Source organism: Curtobacterium sp. 'Ferrero', assembly GCF_002412165.1.
Classification (GTDB): domain Bacteria; phylum Actinomycetota; class Actinomycetes; order Actinomycetales; family Microbacteriaceae; genus Curtobacterium.
Window position 1 is genome coordinate 35,430 of record NZ_NXIA01000020.1, and the last position, 17,137, is coordinate 52,566.

A 17,137-nucleotide genomic window follows, 5' to 3' on the forward strand; every position below is an offset into this window, starting at 1 on the left:
CACAGCGCGGTGGGCACGGTGCGGTGGGCGCGCTGCGCCGTCCGGGAGGCACGGCTCGCCTCCGTGACGCGCGTTACGTCGTGTGGCGGTGGCGCTGGTGCACGACCGGCCACGTGCGTAGCGTGACGCGGAACGCAGCGCCGCCACGTGCCTCCCGGCCGACGGCGCGCACCCGACCACCGCGACCGACAGGAGCACCGATGAGCACGAACGAGGCCGCCGCCTGGCGGTTCGAGACCACGCAGGTCCACGCCGGCGCCCAGCCGGACCCGACCACGGGTGCGCGCGCGACGCCGATCTACAAGACGACGTCGTACGTGTTCGAGAACTCGGACCACGCCCGCGACCTGTTCGCGCTGGCGCAGCCGGGCAACATCTACTCGCGGATCATGAACCCGACGAACGACGTCGTCGAGCAGCGCATCGCCGCGCTCGAGGGCGGCTCGGGCGCGCTCCTGGTGTCGTCGGGGCAGGCCGCGGAGACCTACGCCGTGCTCAACATCGCGGGTGCGGGCGACCACATCGTGTCGTCCTCGTCGATCTACGGCGGCACGTACAACCTCTTCAAGTACACGCTCGCCAAGCTCGGCATCGAGACCACCTTCGTCGAGGACCAGGACGACCCCGAGGAGTGGCGTCGCGCGGTCCGCCCGAACACGAAGCTGTTCTTCGCGGAGACGATCGGCAACCCGAAGATCAACGTGCTCGACATCGAGACCGTCTCGGGCGTCGCACACGAGGCCGGTGTGCCGCTCATCGTCGACAACACGATCGCGACGCCGTACCTCATCCGCCCGTTCGAGCACGGCGCGGACATCGTCGTGCACTCGGCGACGAAGTTCCTCGGCGGGCACGGCACCGTGATCGGCGGCGTCATCGTCGACGGCGGCCGGTTCGTCTGGTCAGACCACGCCGAGAGGTTCCCGGAGTTCAACACGCCGGACCCGTCGTACCACGGGGCCGTGTTCGCGCAGGCCGTCGGCGACCAGCTCGCGTACATCATCAAGGCGCGGGTGCAGCTGCTCCGCGACCTCGGTGCCTCGAACTCCCCCGACACGGCGTTCGCGCTCCTGCAGGGCATCGAGACACTGTCGCTCCGGATCGAGCGGCACGTGCAGAACGCGCAGGAGATCGCCGAGTGGCTCGACCGCCACCCGGACGTCGCTTCCGTGTCGTACGCCGGGCTGCCGACCTCGCCCTGGTACGCGGCGGCGACGAAGTACGCGCCGAAGGGCGCCGGAGCCGTGCTGTCCTTCGAGCTCAAGGGCGGCGTGGACGCGGGCAAGGCGTTCGTCGACAACCTGCGGCTGTTCTCGCACCTGGCGAACATCGGCGACGTGCGCTCGCTCGTGATCCACCCGGCGTCGACCACGCACTCGCAGCTCACGCCCGAGCAGCAGCTGACGACCGGGGTCACGCCGGGGCTCGTCCGCCTGTCGGTGGGGATCGAGAACGTCGAGGACCTCCGGGCGGACCTCGAGGCCGGGCTCGCCGCGGCCCGTGCCGAGTCGGAGCGCCTGCGCGCGTAGCGCCCCGCGCCCCGCGCCCCGGCCCCGCCCGGGCCCCGCGCCCCGCGCCCCGCGCCCCGGCCAGGAAACGCGAGCGTTTCGACGTCCCACGTGTCGATCGACACGTGGGACGTCGATCGTTGCGCGCGCATCGAACGTCGCGTAGCGACCGCGACGAAGCACGCGTCGATCGACACGTGCTTCGTCGTGCTCGCCACATGCGTGCAGAGGCCGCGCCGCCCTGCGCGACCACGCGCCCTACGGCACGACGACCCGCCCGGGGCGACGTAACACGGCGGCGGTGACCCGGGCCTCCCGGCAGACTGGTCGGACGATGGACTGGCAGACGACCCCCGAGGACTCCGTGCCCTCGTCCCTCGTGCCCGGCACCGCCCTCGGCACGCTCGGCAAGCCCCCCGTGACGGGCGCCTGGCGCCCCGGCGACGACCCCGGCCACCGGCGCTTCGAGTCCCTCGGGGAGCAGTGGGTCCGCGGCGGGCGGATCCCGTCCGTCCGGGTGGCGTACGAGACGTGGGGCACGCTGTCGCCGACGCGGGACAACGCCGTCCTGGTGTTCCACGCCCTGACCGGCGACTCGCACGTGACGGGCGACGCCGGCCCCGGGCACCGGACGGCGGGCTGGTGGGGCGACGTCGTCGGACCAGGCCGGGCGATCGACACCGACCGGTACTTCGTCGTCGTCCCGAACATGCTCGGCAGCTGCCACGGCACGACGGGCCCGTCCTCGGTCGCACCGGACGGCGTCGAGTGGGGCTCCCGCTTCCCGTTCGTCACCGTCCGCGACCAGGTGGCCGTGCAGGCGCGACTCGCGGACCGCCTGGGCATCGAGCGGTTCGCGGCGGTGGTCGGCGGGTCGATGGGTGGCATGCACGCGCTCGAGTTCGCGATCAGCCACGCGGACCGGGTCGAGCGGCTCGCCGTGCTGGCGAGCACCGCGCAGACGACCGCCGACCAGATCGCGGCGAACTCCCTGCAGCGGGCGGCGATCCAGATGGACCCGGCCTTCGCGGGCGGCGACTACTACGACTCCGAGCCGGGCGAGGGGCCGCACCGGGGGCTCGCGCTGGCCCGGCGGATGGCGCTGATGACCTACCGGGCGCCCGACGAGCTGAACGGCCGGTTCGACCGGTCCTGGCAGAGCGACGTGTCCCCGCTGGGCGACGACGGCCGCTTCTCGGTGGAGAGCTACCTCGACTTCCACGGCAACAAGTTCACGCGCCGGTTCGACGCGTCCTCGTACCTGACGCTCACGCACGCGATGGACTCGCACGACGTCGGTGCCGGTCGCGGTGGCGTCCGGGAGGCGCTCGGGTCGATCACGGCTCGGACGCTCGTGGTGGGCATCTCCAGCGACCGCCTGTTCCCCGTGGAGGACCAGCACCGGATCGCGGCGGGCATCCCGCACACGCTCGACGGCGACCGAGCCGCGGTGATCCCGAGCGAGTTCGGCCACGACGGCTTCCTCATCGAGCACGACGCCGTCGGGGAGCACCTCCGTCGCCTCCTCGGGTGAGCCGCCGGCGCGTCGGTCCGGACGACGATCGTCGACACATCCGATCGGGCATGCCGCGCCGAACACCCCCCAACGGGTGCCGTGCGTGGAATGATGGCGGTTGCTCGGGTTGACCGACACTCGTCTTCACACTGCTGGACCGCACAGGACACCGATGGAACTGATCGCACAGGAACGCGACCGACTGCTCCGGTCGACCACCCGTGTCGTCGGCGTCGTCTGCGCACTGATCAGCGTCGTCGGCGTGCTGTGCGCCCTCGCCGTGCCGGTCGGTCCACTCGTCGGGGCGCTCGCCTGCATCGCGGTCATGATCGCCGGCCTCGTGCTCTTCGGGTCGAACGGCTCCGTCTGGTGGACCGCGCTCGTGCTCGCCGCCGGCCTCGGCGCACTCGCGCTGCTGCTCCTCAGCGTCGACGGCCCCACACGCCCCGTGATCGCCAGTGCGGCGATCCCCCTCGCCGCCGGTGCGCTGTCGTCGCCGTTGATGGCGCAGCGCGGGCAGCCGCTGGGGCTCGCGCTCACGGTGCTCGCCGGGCTCGTCAGCGTCGGCTCGATGGTGTGGGCGACCGGCTCGGTGCTGTCCGGCCCGGTCAGCGGCGTCGTGCTCGGCTGGGTCCTCATCGCGGTCATCGCGGCGTGGATCTCCCGCAGCATCCCCCGCGTCGCCCGCCGCATCTACAGCATCGGCACCGCACACCGCGCCGAACGGCAGGCCAGCGAGACCGAGGCCCAGCGCAGGCAGGGAGCGCGGCTCCTGCACGACACCGTGCTCGCCACGCTGACGCTCCTGGCGCACTCCGGGGTCGGCGTCTCCGAGCAGGCGATGCGCGAGCAGGCCGCCGAGGACGCCCGACTCCTCCGCCACCTCCGCCTCGGGGCCACCCCGCAGCCGCAGCAGTCCGGCGACTACTCGCTCACCCGCGAAGAAGAGTCGCCGCTCGGCCAGACCCTCGAGTCCGTGAAGCAGCGCTTCGGGCGGATGGGGCTCGAGGTCAGCTGGCACGGCACCGGGCAGGTCCTCCTGCCGTCGCACGTGCTCGACGCCTTCCTCCTCGCACTCGGGGAGTGCCTGGAGAACGTCCGCCGGCACGCCGGGGTCGGCGAGGCCCACGTCACGATCGTCCACGACGCCGAGACGGTGCGCGCGATGGTGACGGACTCCGGCGTCGGGTTCGAGATCACCGACGTCAGTGCCGAACGGCTCGGCTTCAAGGAGAGCGTCGTGAACCGGCTCCGCGAGGTCGGCGGCGACGCCAAGCTCTTCTCCGCGCCGGGTTCCGGCACCACCGTGGTCCTGGAGGCACCCCGATGACGAGCCGCTTCCCCGAGGACACCATCAGCCGCGGACTGCCCGGCGAGACCGTGCAGCCCGCTCCGCGGACCCGCCGGGAGGCACGGGAGCGGTACCGGGGCAGCGAGCGTCGGCAGGCGCGCGGCCTGCCGTCGACGTCCACCGGTGCCCGCTCGCTCCGGCAGGCGGCGAAGCCGGGCGCGTCGCTCGGCGCCGGGTACCTCGGGCTCGGCGGGGCCGTGCTCACCGCGATCGAGGCCGTCGCCGGCATCGTGTTCTTCCTCGTCCGCTGGCCCGAGTACACCGACCCGTGGCTGCCCGCCGCCGCGTGGGGGCTGTACCTCGTCGCCGCGATCGGCGTCGGCCTGAGCCTGCTCACGTACGGCGAACGCCTGACCGGCCCGGCCTTCGCGCTCATCGGGGTCGTGCTGGCGTGCGTGGTGACACTCGACTTCATCGGCATCTGGCCGGACCACGACATCGCCCACACCGCGACGGCGTCGGTCGCCGCCGGCTTCGCGCTCCTGCCCATCACGACCCTCCGGCCGGCCCGCGAGGTCGCCGTCGCCATCGGGGTGCTCGGCGCCGCGTTCATCGGGATGAGCGTCGCCTCGACGCCCGTCACCACCGACACGCTGCCGGCCATGGTGTCGCTGCTCGCCCTCGTGGTGGTCCCGCCGTCGGTGGCGCTGTTCGTCGTGCACCGGTTCCGACAGCTCGTGCAGCGCGAGCTCGACCGCGTCCTCGTGCAGAGCAACGTGCAGGCGCCGCAGTTCGCCGTCGGCATGCTCGCGTCGGACGAGCTCGCCCGGCTCGACCTCGCAGCCGAGAAGCTCCTCGACGCCGTCGCGAACGGCACGGACCCGCTGCCGCTGTCGGACGCCTCGGCCTCGGTCGCGGCGTCGCTCGCCACCGAGTTGCGGCTGCACCTGATCGAGGGTCGGCGCGAGACCTGGCTCTACCACGCCATCACGGAGTCGGACCACCTGGGCCGGGCGGTGAGCGTCGCCGACCCGTCGTCGCTCGCCGGGCACCTGTCCCCCGCGCAACGCGACGGACTGTTGCAGGCGGTGTGGCAGATGGCCGGTGACGGCCGCACGGCGCAACCCGGGCAGGCCGTCGTCTCCGTGACGCTCGGGCCCGTCGGGTCCGACGGGCACCCCGTCACCGACGAGACGATGGACGTGCCGATCGTGATCGAGTCCCGCGGGGTGACCCGCCGACGCCTCGGACCGGCGACCTGGAGCGCGCTGCAGCGCATCGGGCCGTTCACCGAGACCGTGCAGGACGGCGTGCTCCGCATCGTCGCCCACTGCGTCGTGGACCGACACCCGACGATGTAGCCCGCTCCCGTCGACCGACGAGGCTGCCCGACGGCAGCCCGACCGACCGCCGGACACCCTGACCAGCCTGCCCGAGCCGTGCGCCCCCTCCCCCTAGGATCGGGCCAGACCCCGAGAAAGGACGCCACCATGGCGACTCCAGAGGAACCGATCCGACTCGCACTCGTCGACGACCACAAGATGCTGCTCGGTGCGCTCACCGAGTGGATCCGCAACGCCGCGGACGACATCACCCTGGTCGCCGCCGTCACGACCTGGCCGGAGCTGCTCACGAGCCCCGCGTTCCCGGTCGACGTCGTGCTGCTGGACCTCGACCTCAAGGACTCGATCCCGGTCTCGTTGAAGATCTCGACGCTGAAGACCGCCGGCGTGAAGACCGTCGTCATGAGCACCTACTCGGAGCCGAACGTGGTGCGGGAGGCCCTGGCCGCCGGCGCCCTCGGCTACCTCGTGAAGAGCGAGGACGCCGACATGATCGTCGAGGCGATCCGCTCCGCCCAGCGTGGGGAGCAGTACGTGTCGGCCGAGCTCGACCTGGCGATCAATTCGGGTGACGTCGGCGGCGTGCCGAAGCTCAGCGCCCAGGAGCGCCGCGTGATGGCACTGTACGGCGGCGGCGAGCCGGTCAAGAGCGTCGCGTACCAGCTCGGCATCTCGGAGGAGACCGCGAAGAGCTACCTCAAGCGCATCCGGGAGAAGTACCGTGTCGCCGGATTCGACGTCGGCACGAAGGTGGCGCTCCGGAAGCGGGCGATCACCGACGGCATCATCGTCCAGGACGGCAGCCCGCTCGGCCTGTAGCGCGGCCAGCACGGCTCTCGCACAACCGAAGTCACCCCGAACCACGCACCGACGTGATGAGGGGTGACTCTCGTTGTCCGGACGCGATCGGCACCGCGGGCGGCGCGTCAGACGGTCGGGACCGGGGCGGTGATCGGTCCGGTCGACGGGTGCGACGAGCGGAGCGCCGCGCGGGCGGTCGACCGGCGTTCGACCCCGTAGCTGATCGCCGTCACCCCGACACCGAGCAGCGCGAGCACGATGCCGAGCCAACCCGGAGCCGTGAAGCCGAACCCGGCGGCGATCACCGCCCCGCCGAGCGCAGCGCCGAGCGAGTTGCCGATGTTGAACGCGGAGTGGTTCAGCGCCGCGGCGATCGTCCGCGCATCGCCGGCGACGTCCATCAGCCGGGACTGCACCGCCGGGGGGATCGCCGACGAGGTCGCACCGAGCAGGAACGCCCCCACGAACATCCCGACCGTCCACTGCGCCGCGAGGACCGTGACGAGCAGGGCTCCGACGAGGGCGAGGAGCCCGCCGTAGATCGTGCGCCGCACACTGTGGTCGGCGAGGTGGCCGCCGACGACCCCGCCGACGACCATGCCCAGCCCGACGACGACGAGGACCAGCGGCACGGCCGACTCCGGCAGACCGGTCACGTTCGTCACGAGCGGCGAGATGTACGAGTACACCGCGAAGAAGCCACCGAACCCGATCGCGCCGAGGCCCATCACGATCCAGAGCTGCGGCTCGCGGAAGGCCCGGAGCTCCCGGGCGATGGTGGCGTGCTCGTCCCGAGCCGAACGGGGCACGAACGCGGCGACCGCGAGGAAGGTCAGGGCGAACAGCCCCGCGACGACGCCGTACGCGATGCGCCAGCCGGCGACCTGTCCGACCCAGGTGATCGCGGGCACGCCGACGACGTTCGCCACGGAGATCCCGAGCAGCACCATCGCGATGCCCTTGCCGCGCTTGCCGGGTCCCATCATGTCGCCCGCCACGATCGAGGCGATGCCGAAGTAGGCCCCGTGCGGCAGGCCCGCGACGAACCGCGCGACGAGCACGAGCCCGAACGAGGGCAGGACGGCGCTCGCGACGGTGGCCAGGACGAACCCGACGAGCAGGACGAGGATCAGCCCCTTCCGCGGGAACTTCGCCGACACCGCCGCGATCGTCGGGGCGCCGACGACGACGCCGAGGGCGTACGCGCTCACGAGCCACCCCGCGTGGGCGATCCCCGCGTCCGGGTCCGCCGCGTACTGGCCGGGCAGCAGCGCCGCGGCGATGTTCGGCAGGAGCCCCATGGCGACGAACTCGGTCGATCCGATCGCGAACCCGCCGAGGGCGAGGGCGATGAGTGCGACGGCACGGCGCGTCGGCGTGAGGTGGGTCATGGAGCCTGTTCTCGGACGGGAGCGGACAGGGGCTGCGGAAGGACGCCGACGGTCCTCACACGAGCAGTGGACCGGCCGGCACGGACCAGCGGGACACGTGTCCGTGCGGGCCGTCCGGAACCCGACGCGAACGGCAGCCGGCGCGGGATCGGCCAGCCCGGATCGGGCGGCCCCGGTTCAGCGGCGAACGGGTGACGGCCCGGTCGGACCGGGCCGCTGCAAGCAGTGTAGAACGCTCCAACCCCGCCACGGAAGACGCCGTGCCGAATCGATTCGAGCGAGTGCGCCCCGGCTCAGGCCGACGTCACGCCGCGCGACGCTCCTGGGTCGATCCGGCGGCCTGCGTCGAGGAATACTCGGGCAGCTCGTCGCGGTGGACCCAGCCGGCCCCGCACTCGCTGCACGTCGCCCAGGCGTGGTCGCCGACGGTGTCCGAGTCGATGACGACCGAACGCAGGTCGCAGTCGGGGCACCAGCCGTCGTGCATCATGAGCAGCTCCTCGTCGTCGTGCGGACGCCCCTCGCGTCCGTCACCGACAGGACACACCCGACCACCGACATCCGCGGGAGGCGCGCGGCGTGTCGCGGGTCGCACGGCGTCTCAGGAGTCGAGCGCCGCCTCGAGCCGCTCGACCTTGCCGTCGAGCTCGCCCGTGTGCCCGGGGCGGATGTCCGCCTTGAGCACGAGCGACACCCGCGTGCCGAAGGGCGCGACGGCCTCGGTGGCCCGCTTCACGACGTCCATGACCTCGTCCCACTCCCCCTCGAGCTCGGTGAACATCGACGAGGTGCGGTTGGGCAGCCCGGACTCCCGGACGACCCGGACGGCGGCGGCGACGGCATCGTGCACGGAGCCGTCCTCGGCAGCGGAAGGTCCACCGGACGGAGCGACGGAGAAGGCGACGATCATGCGCCCATCCTGCCGCGCTCGAGCGAGGAGCGCGACGACCCGCCCGACGCGCCCGACCTCGAGGCCTGCCCCGCCCGCCCCAGCCGCACGAGCGCGACGAACCCCCACACCAGGAGCGCGACCTCGAGCACGTTCCGGACCGTCAGCACGACGAGGATCCACGGCTGCACCGTGAGTACCTGGTCGTAGTAGCCCGGGTACACGAGCTGCGTCAGGAACGCCATCGGCAGCGCGACCACCGCGACGGGCAGGAACCGGCGAGCGCTCCCCGGCCCGGCGACCAGCCCCCACACGATCGGCACCGCGAACCAGCCGACGTACTGCGGCGACCCGACCTTGTTCGTCGCGATGAGCGCGGCGACGAGGACGAGCGCGAGGAGCGGCGCGGCCTCGGCGCGGGCGGCTCCTCGGCGCACGGCGAGGAGCGCGAGCAGGACGGCGGCGACCACGGCGAGCGCCATGAGCGGCGTCGACACTGCGGCGGCCGCGTGCGTGCCGGCTCCGGAGACCTCGAAGGTCAGGATCTCGTGGTCGTAGTAGACGGCGGCCCCGGGGACGTGTGCCGCGGCCGCCCAGAGGAACGGTGTGGCGAGCGGCGCCTCGATCTGCAGCGCCCGGGTCCCCTGCTCGCCGACGAACGAGAACAGGTGCGCCGCGCCGCCGTAGAGGACGTCGACGAGCACGATGAGCGCGGTGGTCACGAGCGCGCCGCCGAGGACCGCACCCCGGTGGCCGCGGCGGAGCAGGACGAGGACGCCGACGAGTGCCGCTGGCCACACCTTCGTCCACGCGGCGGCGGTGAGGAGCACGGACGCGACGGCCGGGCGCGAGGCGACGAACGCGACCCCGGCCAACGCCAGTGCGGTCGCGACGGTGTCGATGCGGCCCAGCGCGATCGGTCCGAGGGCGAGGAGGAACAGCAGCCACCACCACACGGCGCGGAGCCGGACGGGCCCCACGGCGGTGTGGTGCCGCCAGAGCAGCGCGCAGGCCGCGGCGTCGAGCACCACCATGAGGAGCAGCCACCCGGTGGCGATGGAGGACACCCCGCCGAGCGCGGCGACGGCCATCGGCACGATCGCGAGGATCGGGTACACCCAGTCCTCGTCGATCCCGACCCAGAAGTGCGCCTGCTGACCGGTCTCGATCCACCGCCGGTAGGTGATCGTCACGTCGCCGATCGGTTGGTTGGGGACCGTGACGGCGAGCCACCAGAGGAGCGCGTGCACGCCGACGAAGGCCGTCACGAACAGGACGGGCTCGATCCAGGGTCTCCGCTGCACCGGACGAGCGTACCGAGCCGTGTCCCGCAGTCCGCTGTGCGGGTCGCCACGGCGACCGGGGCCGGACGGGAGGCGCGGGGCGGCGCCGCCCCGCGCCTCCCGTCCGGCCCGTGTCGGTCAGCCGGCGTCGCCGTCGACGACGAGGTCGCGGACCACGCCGGGCAGGCGCTCGACGAGCGCGGTGACGGGGAACGGGCCGCCGCCGGAGGCGCGGCGGGCGGCGAGGCCGTGCACGACGGCCGCGGTCGCGGCGAGGTGTGCCAGGTCGGACGGCGAGAGGGACGCTCCCGCAGCCTCGGCCGCCCCCTGGCGGGTCGCGACGAGCGCGCCGAGGACGCCGCCGAGCGCGTCCCCGGCGCCGGCGGTGGCGAGCCAGGGGGTGGCGGAGGAGGCGACGAGCCGCACGTCGCCGTCGGGCGTGACGACGTGGGTGTGCTCACCCTTGAGGAGCACGACGCTGCCGGTCTGCCGTGCGGCGCGGAGCGCGGCGGCGGCGGGGTCGGCCTCGACGGCGTCGCGGGGTTCGCCGAGGAGCTGTGCGGCCTCGCCGGCGTGCGGGGTGAGGACGGCGAGGGGCCCGAGTCCGACGAGCGGGATCGCTCCGGCGTCGACGACCACGGGGACGCCGTCGCCCGACCCCGGCCGACCGGACGCGTGCCGGAAGGCCTCGGCGGTGGCCTGGTCGAGCTCGTCGAGGGAGTCGGCGGCGATCCCGGAGCCGACGAGCCAGGTCTGCACCCGGCCGACGCCGGACACGACCTCGGGGCGACGGGAGAGCACGTGCTCGGTGGCGCGCGACGGACCGACGTAGCGGACCATGCCGACGCCGGTGTGCACGGCGGCGTCGGTGCCGAGGACCGCGGCTCCGGGGTACCGGTCCGAGCCGGTGGCGACGCCGAGGACACCCCGTCGGTACTTGGTGGACTCGCCGTGCGGGGCGGTCACCCAGGCTGCGGCGTCGGACGGGCGGAAGGGCACGGGGTCGCTCATCGTGCCCACAGTACGGTGGGGCGCATGAGCCTGTTCCTCCCCGGTCGTGTGGTGGTCTTCGACTACGGCGAGGTGATCAGCCGGACGCCGCACGCGTCCCGGGACGCCCTGGTCGCGGCGACCGGGGTGCCCGCGGCGGAGCTGTTCCCCGTGTACCAGGAGCTCCGGCACGACCTGGACCGCGGTGACCTGTCGGTGCTGGCGTACTGGCGTGCCATCGCCGAGCGGACCGGCCGGAGCTGGAGCGTCACGGACGTGCACCGGTTCTGGGCGATCGACTTCACCGGCTGGTTCGAGGTCGAGCCGGAGACGCTCGCGCTCGTCGAGGAGCTGCACGACGCCGGCACCCGCGTGGCACTGCTCTCGAACGCGGGCTTCGACTTCGGCGACCCGTACCGCCGGTCGCCGATGGGGTCGCTGTTCGAGACGGTCGTCGTGAGCGCGGAGGAGCACGTCCTGAAGCCCGATCCGTCCGTCTACCGCACCACCTGCGAGCGGTTGGGAATCACGCCCGCGCAGATGGTGTTCGTCGACAACAGGGCCGAGAACGCCGCCGGCGCGGATGCGATCGGAGCGGTCGGCCACCACTACACGTCGCCGTCCGGACTCCGCGCGTTCCTGCAGGAGCTGGCGGAGACGACGCCAGAAGGAGCCACCGCGTGACGCACGCCCTGTTCGAACCGATCACCGTCCGGGACCTCACCGTCCGCAACCGCATCTGGGTCTCCCCCATGTGCCAGTACTCGGTCGAGCGGCAGGACGGTGTCCCGACACCGTGGCACCTCGTGCACCTCGGGTCGTTCGCGAAGGGCGGTGCGGGCGCGGTCGTGGTCGAGGCCACCGGCGTCGTGCCGGAGGGGCGGATCAGCCCGCAGGACCTCGGGCTCTGGAACGACGAGCAGCGCGACGCGTTCCGGCCGATCGTCGACTTCGTGCACGCGCAGGGCGCGGCCGCGGGCGTGCAGCTCGCCCACGCCGGGCGCAAGGCCTCGACGTACCGCCCCTGGGAGACCGCTCGCGGGACCGTCCCCGCCGACGAGGGCGGCTGGGCGACCGTCGCCCCGTCGGCCGTCGCGTTCGACGGTTACGCGGAACCGCGGGCCCTCGCCGCCGAGGACATCCGCGTCGTCGCGCTCGCGTTCGCCGCGGCCGCCCGGCGTGCGGTCGAGGCGGGCTTCGACCTGGTCGAGGTGCACGCGGCGCACGGCTACCTGCTGCACCAGTTCCTGTCACCGCTGTCGAACCGCCGCGAGGACGAGTACGGCGGCTCGCTCGAGAACCGGGCGCGGGCGCTGCTCGAGGTGCTCGACGCGATCCGAGCCGAGGTCGGCGACGGCTTCCCCGTGGTCGTGCGGTTCTCCGCGACCGACTGGGTCGATGGCGGCCTCACCCTCGACGAGACCACGCAGGTCGCCCGGTGGGCGGCGGAGCACGGCGCCGACCTGGCGGACGTGTCCACCGGTGGGAACGTGGCCAGCGCGCCGATCCCGGTCGGCCCCGGCTACCAGGTGCCGTTCGCAGCCGCCGTCCGGCGCGACGCGGGCATCCCGACGATCGCCGTCGGGATGATCTCCGAGGCGTTCCAGGCGGAGCAGATCGTGGCGACCGGGCAGGCGGACGTCGTGATGGTCGGGCGGGAGTTCCTGCGGGACCCGTCGTTCGCGCTCCGGGCCGCGGCCGAGCTCGGCGTCGCCGTCGACTACGAGCCGCAGCAGTACCACCGGGCGCGGGTGACGGCCTAGGTGCCCACACCTGTACGTCCTCACGGTTTCCCGGACGCGCAGGCAGTACGATGTCGAGCACTGTGGACGATCCTCCGAACGCATCTTCGCCCTCGCACTCACCCGCCGCTCACACGGTGAGCAGCTCCTCCCCGCACGGCCCGGGGGGTGACGAATGAGTCCCGTCGACGTCGTCATGCTGGTCGGCGGCATCCTGCTGACCCTCGGCACCGGCGTGTTCGTCGCGTCCGAGTTCGCGCTGGTCAACCTCGACCGGGCCGACGTCGAGGCCCGCCGTGACCGCGGTGAGGCCGGACTCGGGCCGGTGATCGGCGCGCTGAAGGTCACGTCGACGCACCTGTCGAGCGCGCAGCTCGGCATCACCCTGACCACGCTGCTCACGGGGTACCTGCTCGAGCCGTCGATCGCGACCCTGCTCGAGGCGCCGTTCCTCGCGCTGGCGCTGCCCGAGGCGGTCGTCGAGACCGTCGGGTCGGTCGTGGCGCTCGTGATCGCGACGCTCCTGTCGATGATCCTCGGCGAGCTCGTGCCGAAGAACTTCGCGCTCGCGCTCCCGCTGCGGACCGCGAAGCTCGTCGTGCCGCTGCAGGTCGGGTTCACCACCGTGTTCAAGCCCGCCGTCGCGGTCCTGAACGGCACCGCCAACGCGGTCCTCCGGTCCATGGGGATCGAGCCGCAGGAGGAGCTGTCCGGCGCGCGGAGCGCCGAGGAGCTCACCTCGCTCCTGCGCCGCTCCGCGTCGGAGGGCTCGCTCGAGCAGGACACCGCGACGCTCCTGGAGCGCACGATCTCGTTCTCCGAGCTCGACGCGAGCGACGTGATGACGCCCCGCCCCCGCCTGTCGACCATCCGGGTGTCGGAGTCGGCCGAGGACGTGATCGCCCTCGCACGGCGCACCGGGTTCAGCCGCTTCCCCGTGATCGAGGAGGACGCGGACGACGTCGTCGGCATCGTGCACGTCAAGCAGGCGGTCGCGGTCCCGCGCGAGAAGCGTCCGGACGTGCCGGTCGGCGCGTTGATGACGGACGCCGAGCGCGTGCCCGAGACCATGCCCGGCGACACACTGCTCGCCGAGGTGCGTGGGCGCGGCTACCAGATGGTGATCGTGGTCGACGAGTACGGCGGGACCGCGGGCGTCGTCACGCTCGAGGACCTCGTCGAGGAGATCGTCGGCGAGGTGTCGGACGAGCACGACCGTGCGCGCATCGACGTCGTGCGCTCCCGCGGGTGGCTCACGTTCCCCGGTCTCCTCCGCCCCGACGAGCTCGAGGACCGCGCCGGGGTCACCGTGCCCGAGGACGGCCCGTACGAGACCGTCGGCGGGTTCCTCATGTCGACGCTCGGCCGGCTCCCCGTGGTCGGCGACGAGGTCCGCATCGACGGCGGCGTGTTCCGCGTCGAACGACTCGACGGGCGCCGCGTGGACCGCATCCGCTGGACACCGGACCCGGTGGTCGCCGAGACGCCGGCGACCGGCATCATCATCCCGTCGACCCGGTCCACCCCGACCGTCGACGACACGACCACGAAGGGCGGCACCCGATGACCGCGATGACCGTCGTCGCCGCCGGCGGGTCCGCCTCGTCGGCCGCCGACTGGTGGGGCATCTTCTGGCTCGTCGTGCTCCTGCTCGGCAACGCCTACTTCGTCGCCGCCGAGTTCGCGGTGATCTCCGCACGGCGCTCGCAGATCGAGCCGCGTGCCCAGGAGGGGTCGAAGGCCGCGCAGATGACCCTGTGGGCGATGGAGCACGCCACCCGCATGCTCGCGACCACGCAGCTCGGCATCACCGTGTGCTCGCTCCTCATCCTGAACGTGTCCGAGCCGGCGATCCACCACCTCCTCGAGGGGCCGCTCCACCTCACCGGCTGGAACGTCGAGGTCATCGGCACCGTCGCGTTCGTCATCACGCTGCTGCTCGTGTCGTTCCTGCACGTCGTGTTCGGCGAGATGGTGCCGAAGAACATCTCGTTCTCGATGCCGGACCGGGCGGCCCTGCTCCTCGTCCCGACGCTCTGGTACATCGGGCACGGCCTGCACTGGGTCATCGTCGGGCTCAACGAGGCCGCGAACGGTGTGCTGCGGCTGTTCCGGGTCGAACCGAAGGACGAGGCCGTCAGCGCGTTCACCGTCGAGGAGGTGCAGACGATCGTCGAGCAGTCCCGCCGCGAGGGCACCCTCGTGGACAACGGCGGCACGCTCCGGATGGCGTTCGAGTTCACGGAGAAGCACGTCAAGGACGTCGCGGTGCCGATGGCCGAGCTCGTCACCCTGCCCGAGGACGCCACCCCGGGCGACGTCGAACGGGCCGTGGCCCAGCGCGGGTTCTCCCGCTACGTGCTCGTCGCCGAGGACGGCTCCCCCACGGGCTACGTGCACGTGAAGGACGTCATCGACCTCCGGCCGGACGAGTACGACGACCCGGTGCCCCCGAAGCGCATCCGGCAGCTCATCTCCCTGTACACGGAGATGGACCTGGAGGACGCCCTCGCGACCATGCGCGGCGCCGGTCGGCACGTGGCGCGGGCCTTCGACGCCGAGGGCCGGACGACCGGCGTGCTCTTCCTCGAGGACATCCTCGAGGAACTCGTCGGCGAGGTCGAGGACGCGACCCGACGCCGCTAGCCGCACGCAGCAGACGGACGGGAGGCGCGGTGCCCGCTGGCACCGCGCCTCCCGTCCGACGGTGGTCGCGACCACCCCGCCGTCGTGACGGGCTGTCGCCGAACGTCGCGGACCACCCCGCCAGAGCGACAGGCTGCCGCCGAACGTCGCCGTCCACCCCGCGAAAGCGACAGATCCCCGCCGCGATCAGGCGGCACCCTGTCGCTCTCGCGACGGTGGACGGTCTGGAGGCGCGGTGCAGCCTGGCAGCGCGCCTTCCATCCGACGGTGGTCGCGACCATCTCGCCAAAGCGACAGGCTGCCGCCGAACGTCGCCGTCCACCCCGCGAAAGCGACAGATCCCCGCCGCGATCAGGCGGCACCCTGTCGCTCTCGCGACGCGCGCGTCGCCGCCCGGCGCCTGCGGCCCGCGCTACCAGCTGACGGGCAGGGGCTTGCCCTCCTCGTAGCCGGCCGCCGACTGGATGCCGACGAGGGCCCGCTCGTGGAACTCGGCCAGCGACGACGCCCCCGCGTACGTCGCCGAGCTGCGGATGCCCGTGGTGATCATGTCGAGCAGGTCCTCGACGCTCGGCCGCTCCGGGTCGAGGTAGATCGTGGAGGACGAGATGCCCTCGGCGAAGAGCGCCTTGCGTGCCCGCTCGTACGGGTCGAGCCGCTCGAACCGCTCCCGCACGGCCTTGGCGGAGGCCATGCCCCAGCTCTCCTTGTAGGCCTTGCCAGCGGCGTCGCGCCGGAGGACGCCCGGCGCCTCGAGCGTCCCCGCGAACCACGAGCCGATCATCACGGCAGAGGCCCCCGCTGCGAGGGCGAGCGCGACGTCGCGCGGGTACCGCACGCCGCCGTCGGCCCAGACGTGCGCACCGAGCGACTTCGCCGCCGCGGCGGTCTCGAGGACGGCCGAGAACTGCGGACGACCGACCGCGGTCATCATGCGGGTGGTGCACATCGCACCCGGACCGACACCGACCTTGATGATCGACGCGCCGGCGCCGACCAGGTGCGCCACGGCGTCGGCGGTGACGACGTTGCCGGCGACGAGCGGGATGCCGAGGTCGAGCGAGGCGACGGTGTCGAGGGCACGGAGCATGCCCTCCTGGTGGCCGTGCGCGGTGTCGAGCACGAGCACGTCGACGCCCGCGGCCACGAGCGCCTTCGCCTTCGCCGCGACGTCCCCGTTGATGCCGAGCGCCGCCGCGACCCGGAGCCGACCGTCGCGGTCGACGGCCGGCGTGTAGATGTCGGACCGGATCGCGCTCGTGGGGCTCGTCGTGCCGACGACGCGGCCGTGCCGGGTCACCGGTGCGAAGTCGACCTCCGCCGCCGTCAGCACGTCGTACACGTGCCGCGGGGTGCCGGCGTCCTCCGCGTCGATCGCGGTCGAGGCGCCGTGCAGCAGGTCGCCGAGGGTCGCGTCGGGGCCCGCGGTGCCGAGCCGGGTGGCCGGGACACACCCGAGGTACTCGCCCGCACCGTCGCGGACGACCACGCCGCGCCCGGCGACCGGGAGCAGCTGCTCGAGCGCCTCGGCGACGGTGGTGTCCGCGCCGAGGTCGTAGGCGGTGTCGAAGTCGACCGGCTGGTCCTTGACCCACCGGATCGCCGCGTCGAGGTCCTGCAGGTGCATGTCCTGCGGGAGGACACCGAGGCCGCCGCGCCGGGCGAGGGTGGCCGCGAGCCGGGGCCCGGTGACCGAGTTCATGTTCGCGCTGACGATCGGGATCGTCGCCCCGGAAC

Annotated in this window: 15 protein-coding genes; 9 read left to right on the top strand and 6 right to left on the bottom strand. The window is 73.0% G+C overall.

Annotated elements, in window-relative coordinates; genetic code table 11:
• Nucleotides 1-200 precede the first annotated feature (200 nt).
• From Csp2054_RS14975 to Csp2054_RS14995, 5 genes are all read left to right on the top strand, one after another.
• A complete protein-coding gene (locus Csp2054_RS14975) occupies nucleotides 201-1,529 on the top strand; it encodes a bifunctional o-acetylhomoserine/o-acetylserine sulfhydrylase (RefSeq protein ID WP_096900254.1) in 1,329 nt (442 codons plus the stop codon).
• A 313-nt stretch (nucleotides 1,530-1,842) separates the two neighbouring features.
• Nucleotides 1,843-3,042, top strand: a complete 1,200-nt coding sequence (metX, locus tag Csp2054_RS14980; protein WP_096900255.1) for a homoserine O-acetyltransferase MetX — start codon at nucleotides 1,843-1,845, stop codon at nucleotides 3,040-3,042.
• Nucleotides 3,043-3,196: 154 nt separating this feature from the next.
• Nucleotides 3,197-4,354, top strand: coding sequence for a sensor histidine kinase (locus Csp2054_RS14985; RefSeq protein WP_096900256.1), 1,158 nt, complete (start codon nucleotides 3,197-3,199; stop codon nucleotides 4,352-4,354).
• On the top strand, nucleotides 4,351-5,676 hold the full coding sequence (locus Csp2054_RS14990) for a hypothetical protein (protein WP_096900257.1): 1,326 nt from the start codon (nucleotides 4,351-4,353) through the stop codon (nucleotides 5,674-5,676). Before Csp2054_RS14985 ends, Csp2054_RS14990 begins: the two co-directional genes overlap by 4 nt.
• A 129-nt stretch (nucleotides 5,677-5,805) precedes the next feature.
• The gene (locus Csp2054_RS14995) at nucleotides 5,806-6,477 is read left to right on the top strand and encodes a response regulator transcription factor (protein ID WP_096900258.1); all 672 of its coding nucleotides are present in this window, start codon (nucleotides 5,806-5,808) and stop codon (nucleotides 6,475-6,477) included.
• Between the two features lie 107 nt (nucleotides 6,478-6,584).
• On the opposite strand, the gene Csp2054_RS15000 is transcribed toward Csp2054_RS14995, so the two are convergent.
• From Csp2054_RS15000 to Csp2054_RS15020, 5 genes are all read right to left on the bottom strand, one after another.
• Nucleotides 6,585-7,850, bottom strand: a complete 1,266-nt coding sequence (locus Csp2054_RS15000) for an MFS transporter (protein WP_096900259.1) — start codon at nucleotides 7,848-7,850, stop codon at nucleotides 6,585-6,587.
• A gap of 304 nt (nucleotides 7,851-8,154) precedes the next feature.
• The gene (locus Csp2054_RS15005; RefSeq protein ID WP_141399288.1) at nucleotides 8,155-8,340 is read right to left on the bottom strand and encodes a hypothetical protein; all 186 of its coding nucleotides are present in this window, start codon (nucleotides 8,338-8,340) and stop codon (nucleotides 8,155-8,157) included.
• Nucleotides 8,341-8,451: 111 nt separating this feature from the next.
• On the bottom strand, nucleotides 8,452-8,760 hold the full coding sequence (locus Csp2054_RS15010) for an MTH1187 family thiamine-binding protein (RefSeq protein WP_096900261.1): 309 nt from the start codon (nucleotides 8,758-8,760) through the stop codon (nucleotides 8,452-8,454).
• Nucleotides 8,757-10,043: a glycosyltransferase 87 family protein gene (locus tag Csp2054_RS15015; RefSeq protein ID WP_096900262.1), complete on the bottom strand. Its 1,287-nt coding sequence runs from the start codon at nucleotides 10,041-10,043 to the stop codon at nucleotides 8,757-8,759. The genes Csp2054_RS15010 and Csp2054_RS15015 overlap by 4 nt, the downstream gene beginning before the upstream one ends.
• 117 nt (nucleotides 10,044-10,160) lie before the next feature.
• Nucleotides 10,161-11,033 carry an NAD(P)H-hydrate dehydratase gene (locus Csp2054_RS15020; RefSeq protein WP_096900274.1) on the bottom strand — a complete coding sequence of 291 codons (873 nt, stop codon included), beginning with the start codon at nucleotides 11,031-11,033 and terminating at the stop codon, nucleotides 10,161-10,163.
• Between the two features lie 24 nt (nucleotides 11,034-11,057).
• Between Csp2054_RS15020 and Csp2054_RS15025 the strand changes: the two genes are divergently transcribed.
• The 4 genes from Csp2054_RS15025 (at nucleotide 11,058) to Csp2054_RS15040 (ending at nucleotide 15,400) form a co-directional block, all read left to right on the top strand.
• Nucleotides 11,058-11,696 (top strand): HAD family hydrolase, encoded by a 639-nt coding sequence (locus tag Csp2054_RS15025; protein ID WP_096900263.1) that lies wholly within the window; start codon nucleotides 11,058-11,060, stop codon nucleotides 11,694-11,696.
• The gene (locus Csp2054_RS15030; protein ID WP_096900264.1) at nucleotides 11,693-12,775 is read left to right on the top strand and encodes an NADH:flavin oxidoreductase/NADH oxidase; all 1,083 of its coding nucleotides are present in this window, start codon (nucleotides 11,693-11,695) and stop codon (nucleotides 12,773-12,775) included. Before Csp2054_RS15025 ends, Csp2054_RS15030 begins: the two co-directional genes overlap by 4 nt.
• A 154-nt stretch (nucleotides 12,776-12,929) precedes the next feature.
• Nucleotides 12,930-14,321, top strand: a complete 1,392-nt coding sequence (locus Csp2054_RS15035; protein WP_096900265.1) for a hemolysin family protein — start codon at nucleotides 12,930-12,932, stop codon at nucleotides 14,319-14,321.
• Nucleotides 14,318-15,400, top strand: a complete 1,083-nt coding sequence (locus Csp2054_RS15040; protein ID WP_255252769.1) for a hemolysin family protein — start codon at nucleotides 14,318-14,320, stop codon at nucleotides 15,398-15,400. The genes Csp2054_RS15035 and Csp2054_RS15040 overlap by 4 nt, the downstream gene beginning before the upstream one ends.
• Nucleotides 15,401-15,812: 412 nt before the next feature.
• Here the strand turns inward: Csp2054_RS15040 and Csp2054_RS15045 are convergent.
• The coding region (locus Csp2054_RS15045) for a GuaB1 family IMP dehydrogenase-related protein (protein WP_096900266.1) at nucleotides 15,813-17,137 on the bottom strand (1,325 nt) is incomplete at its 5' end.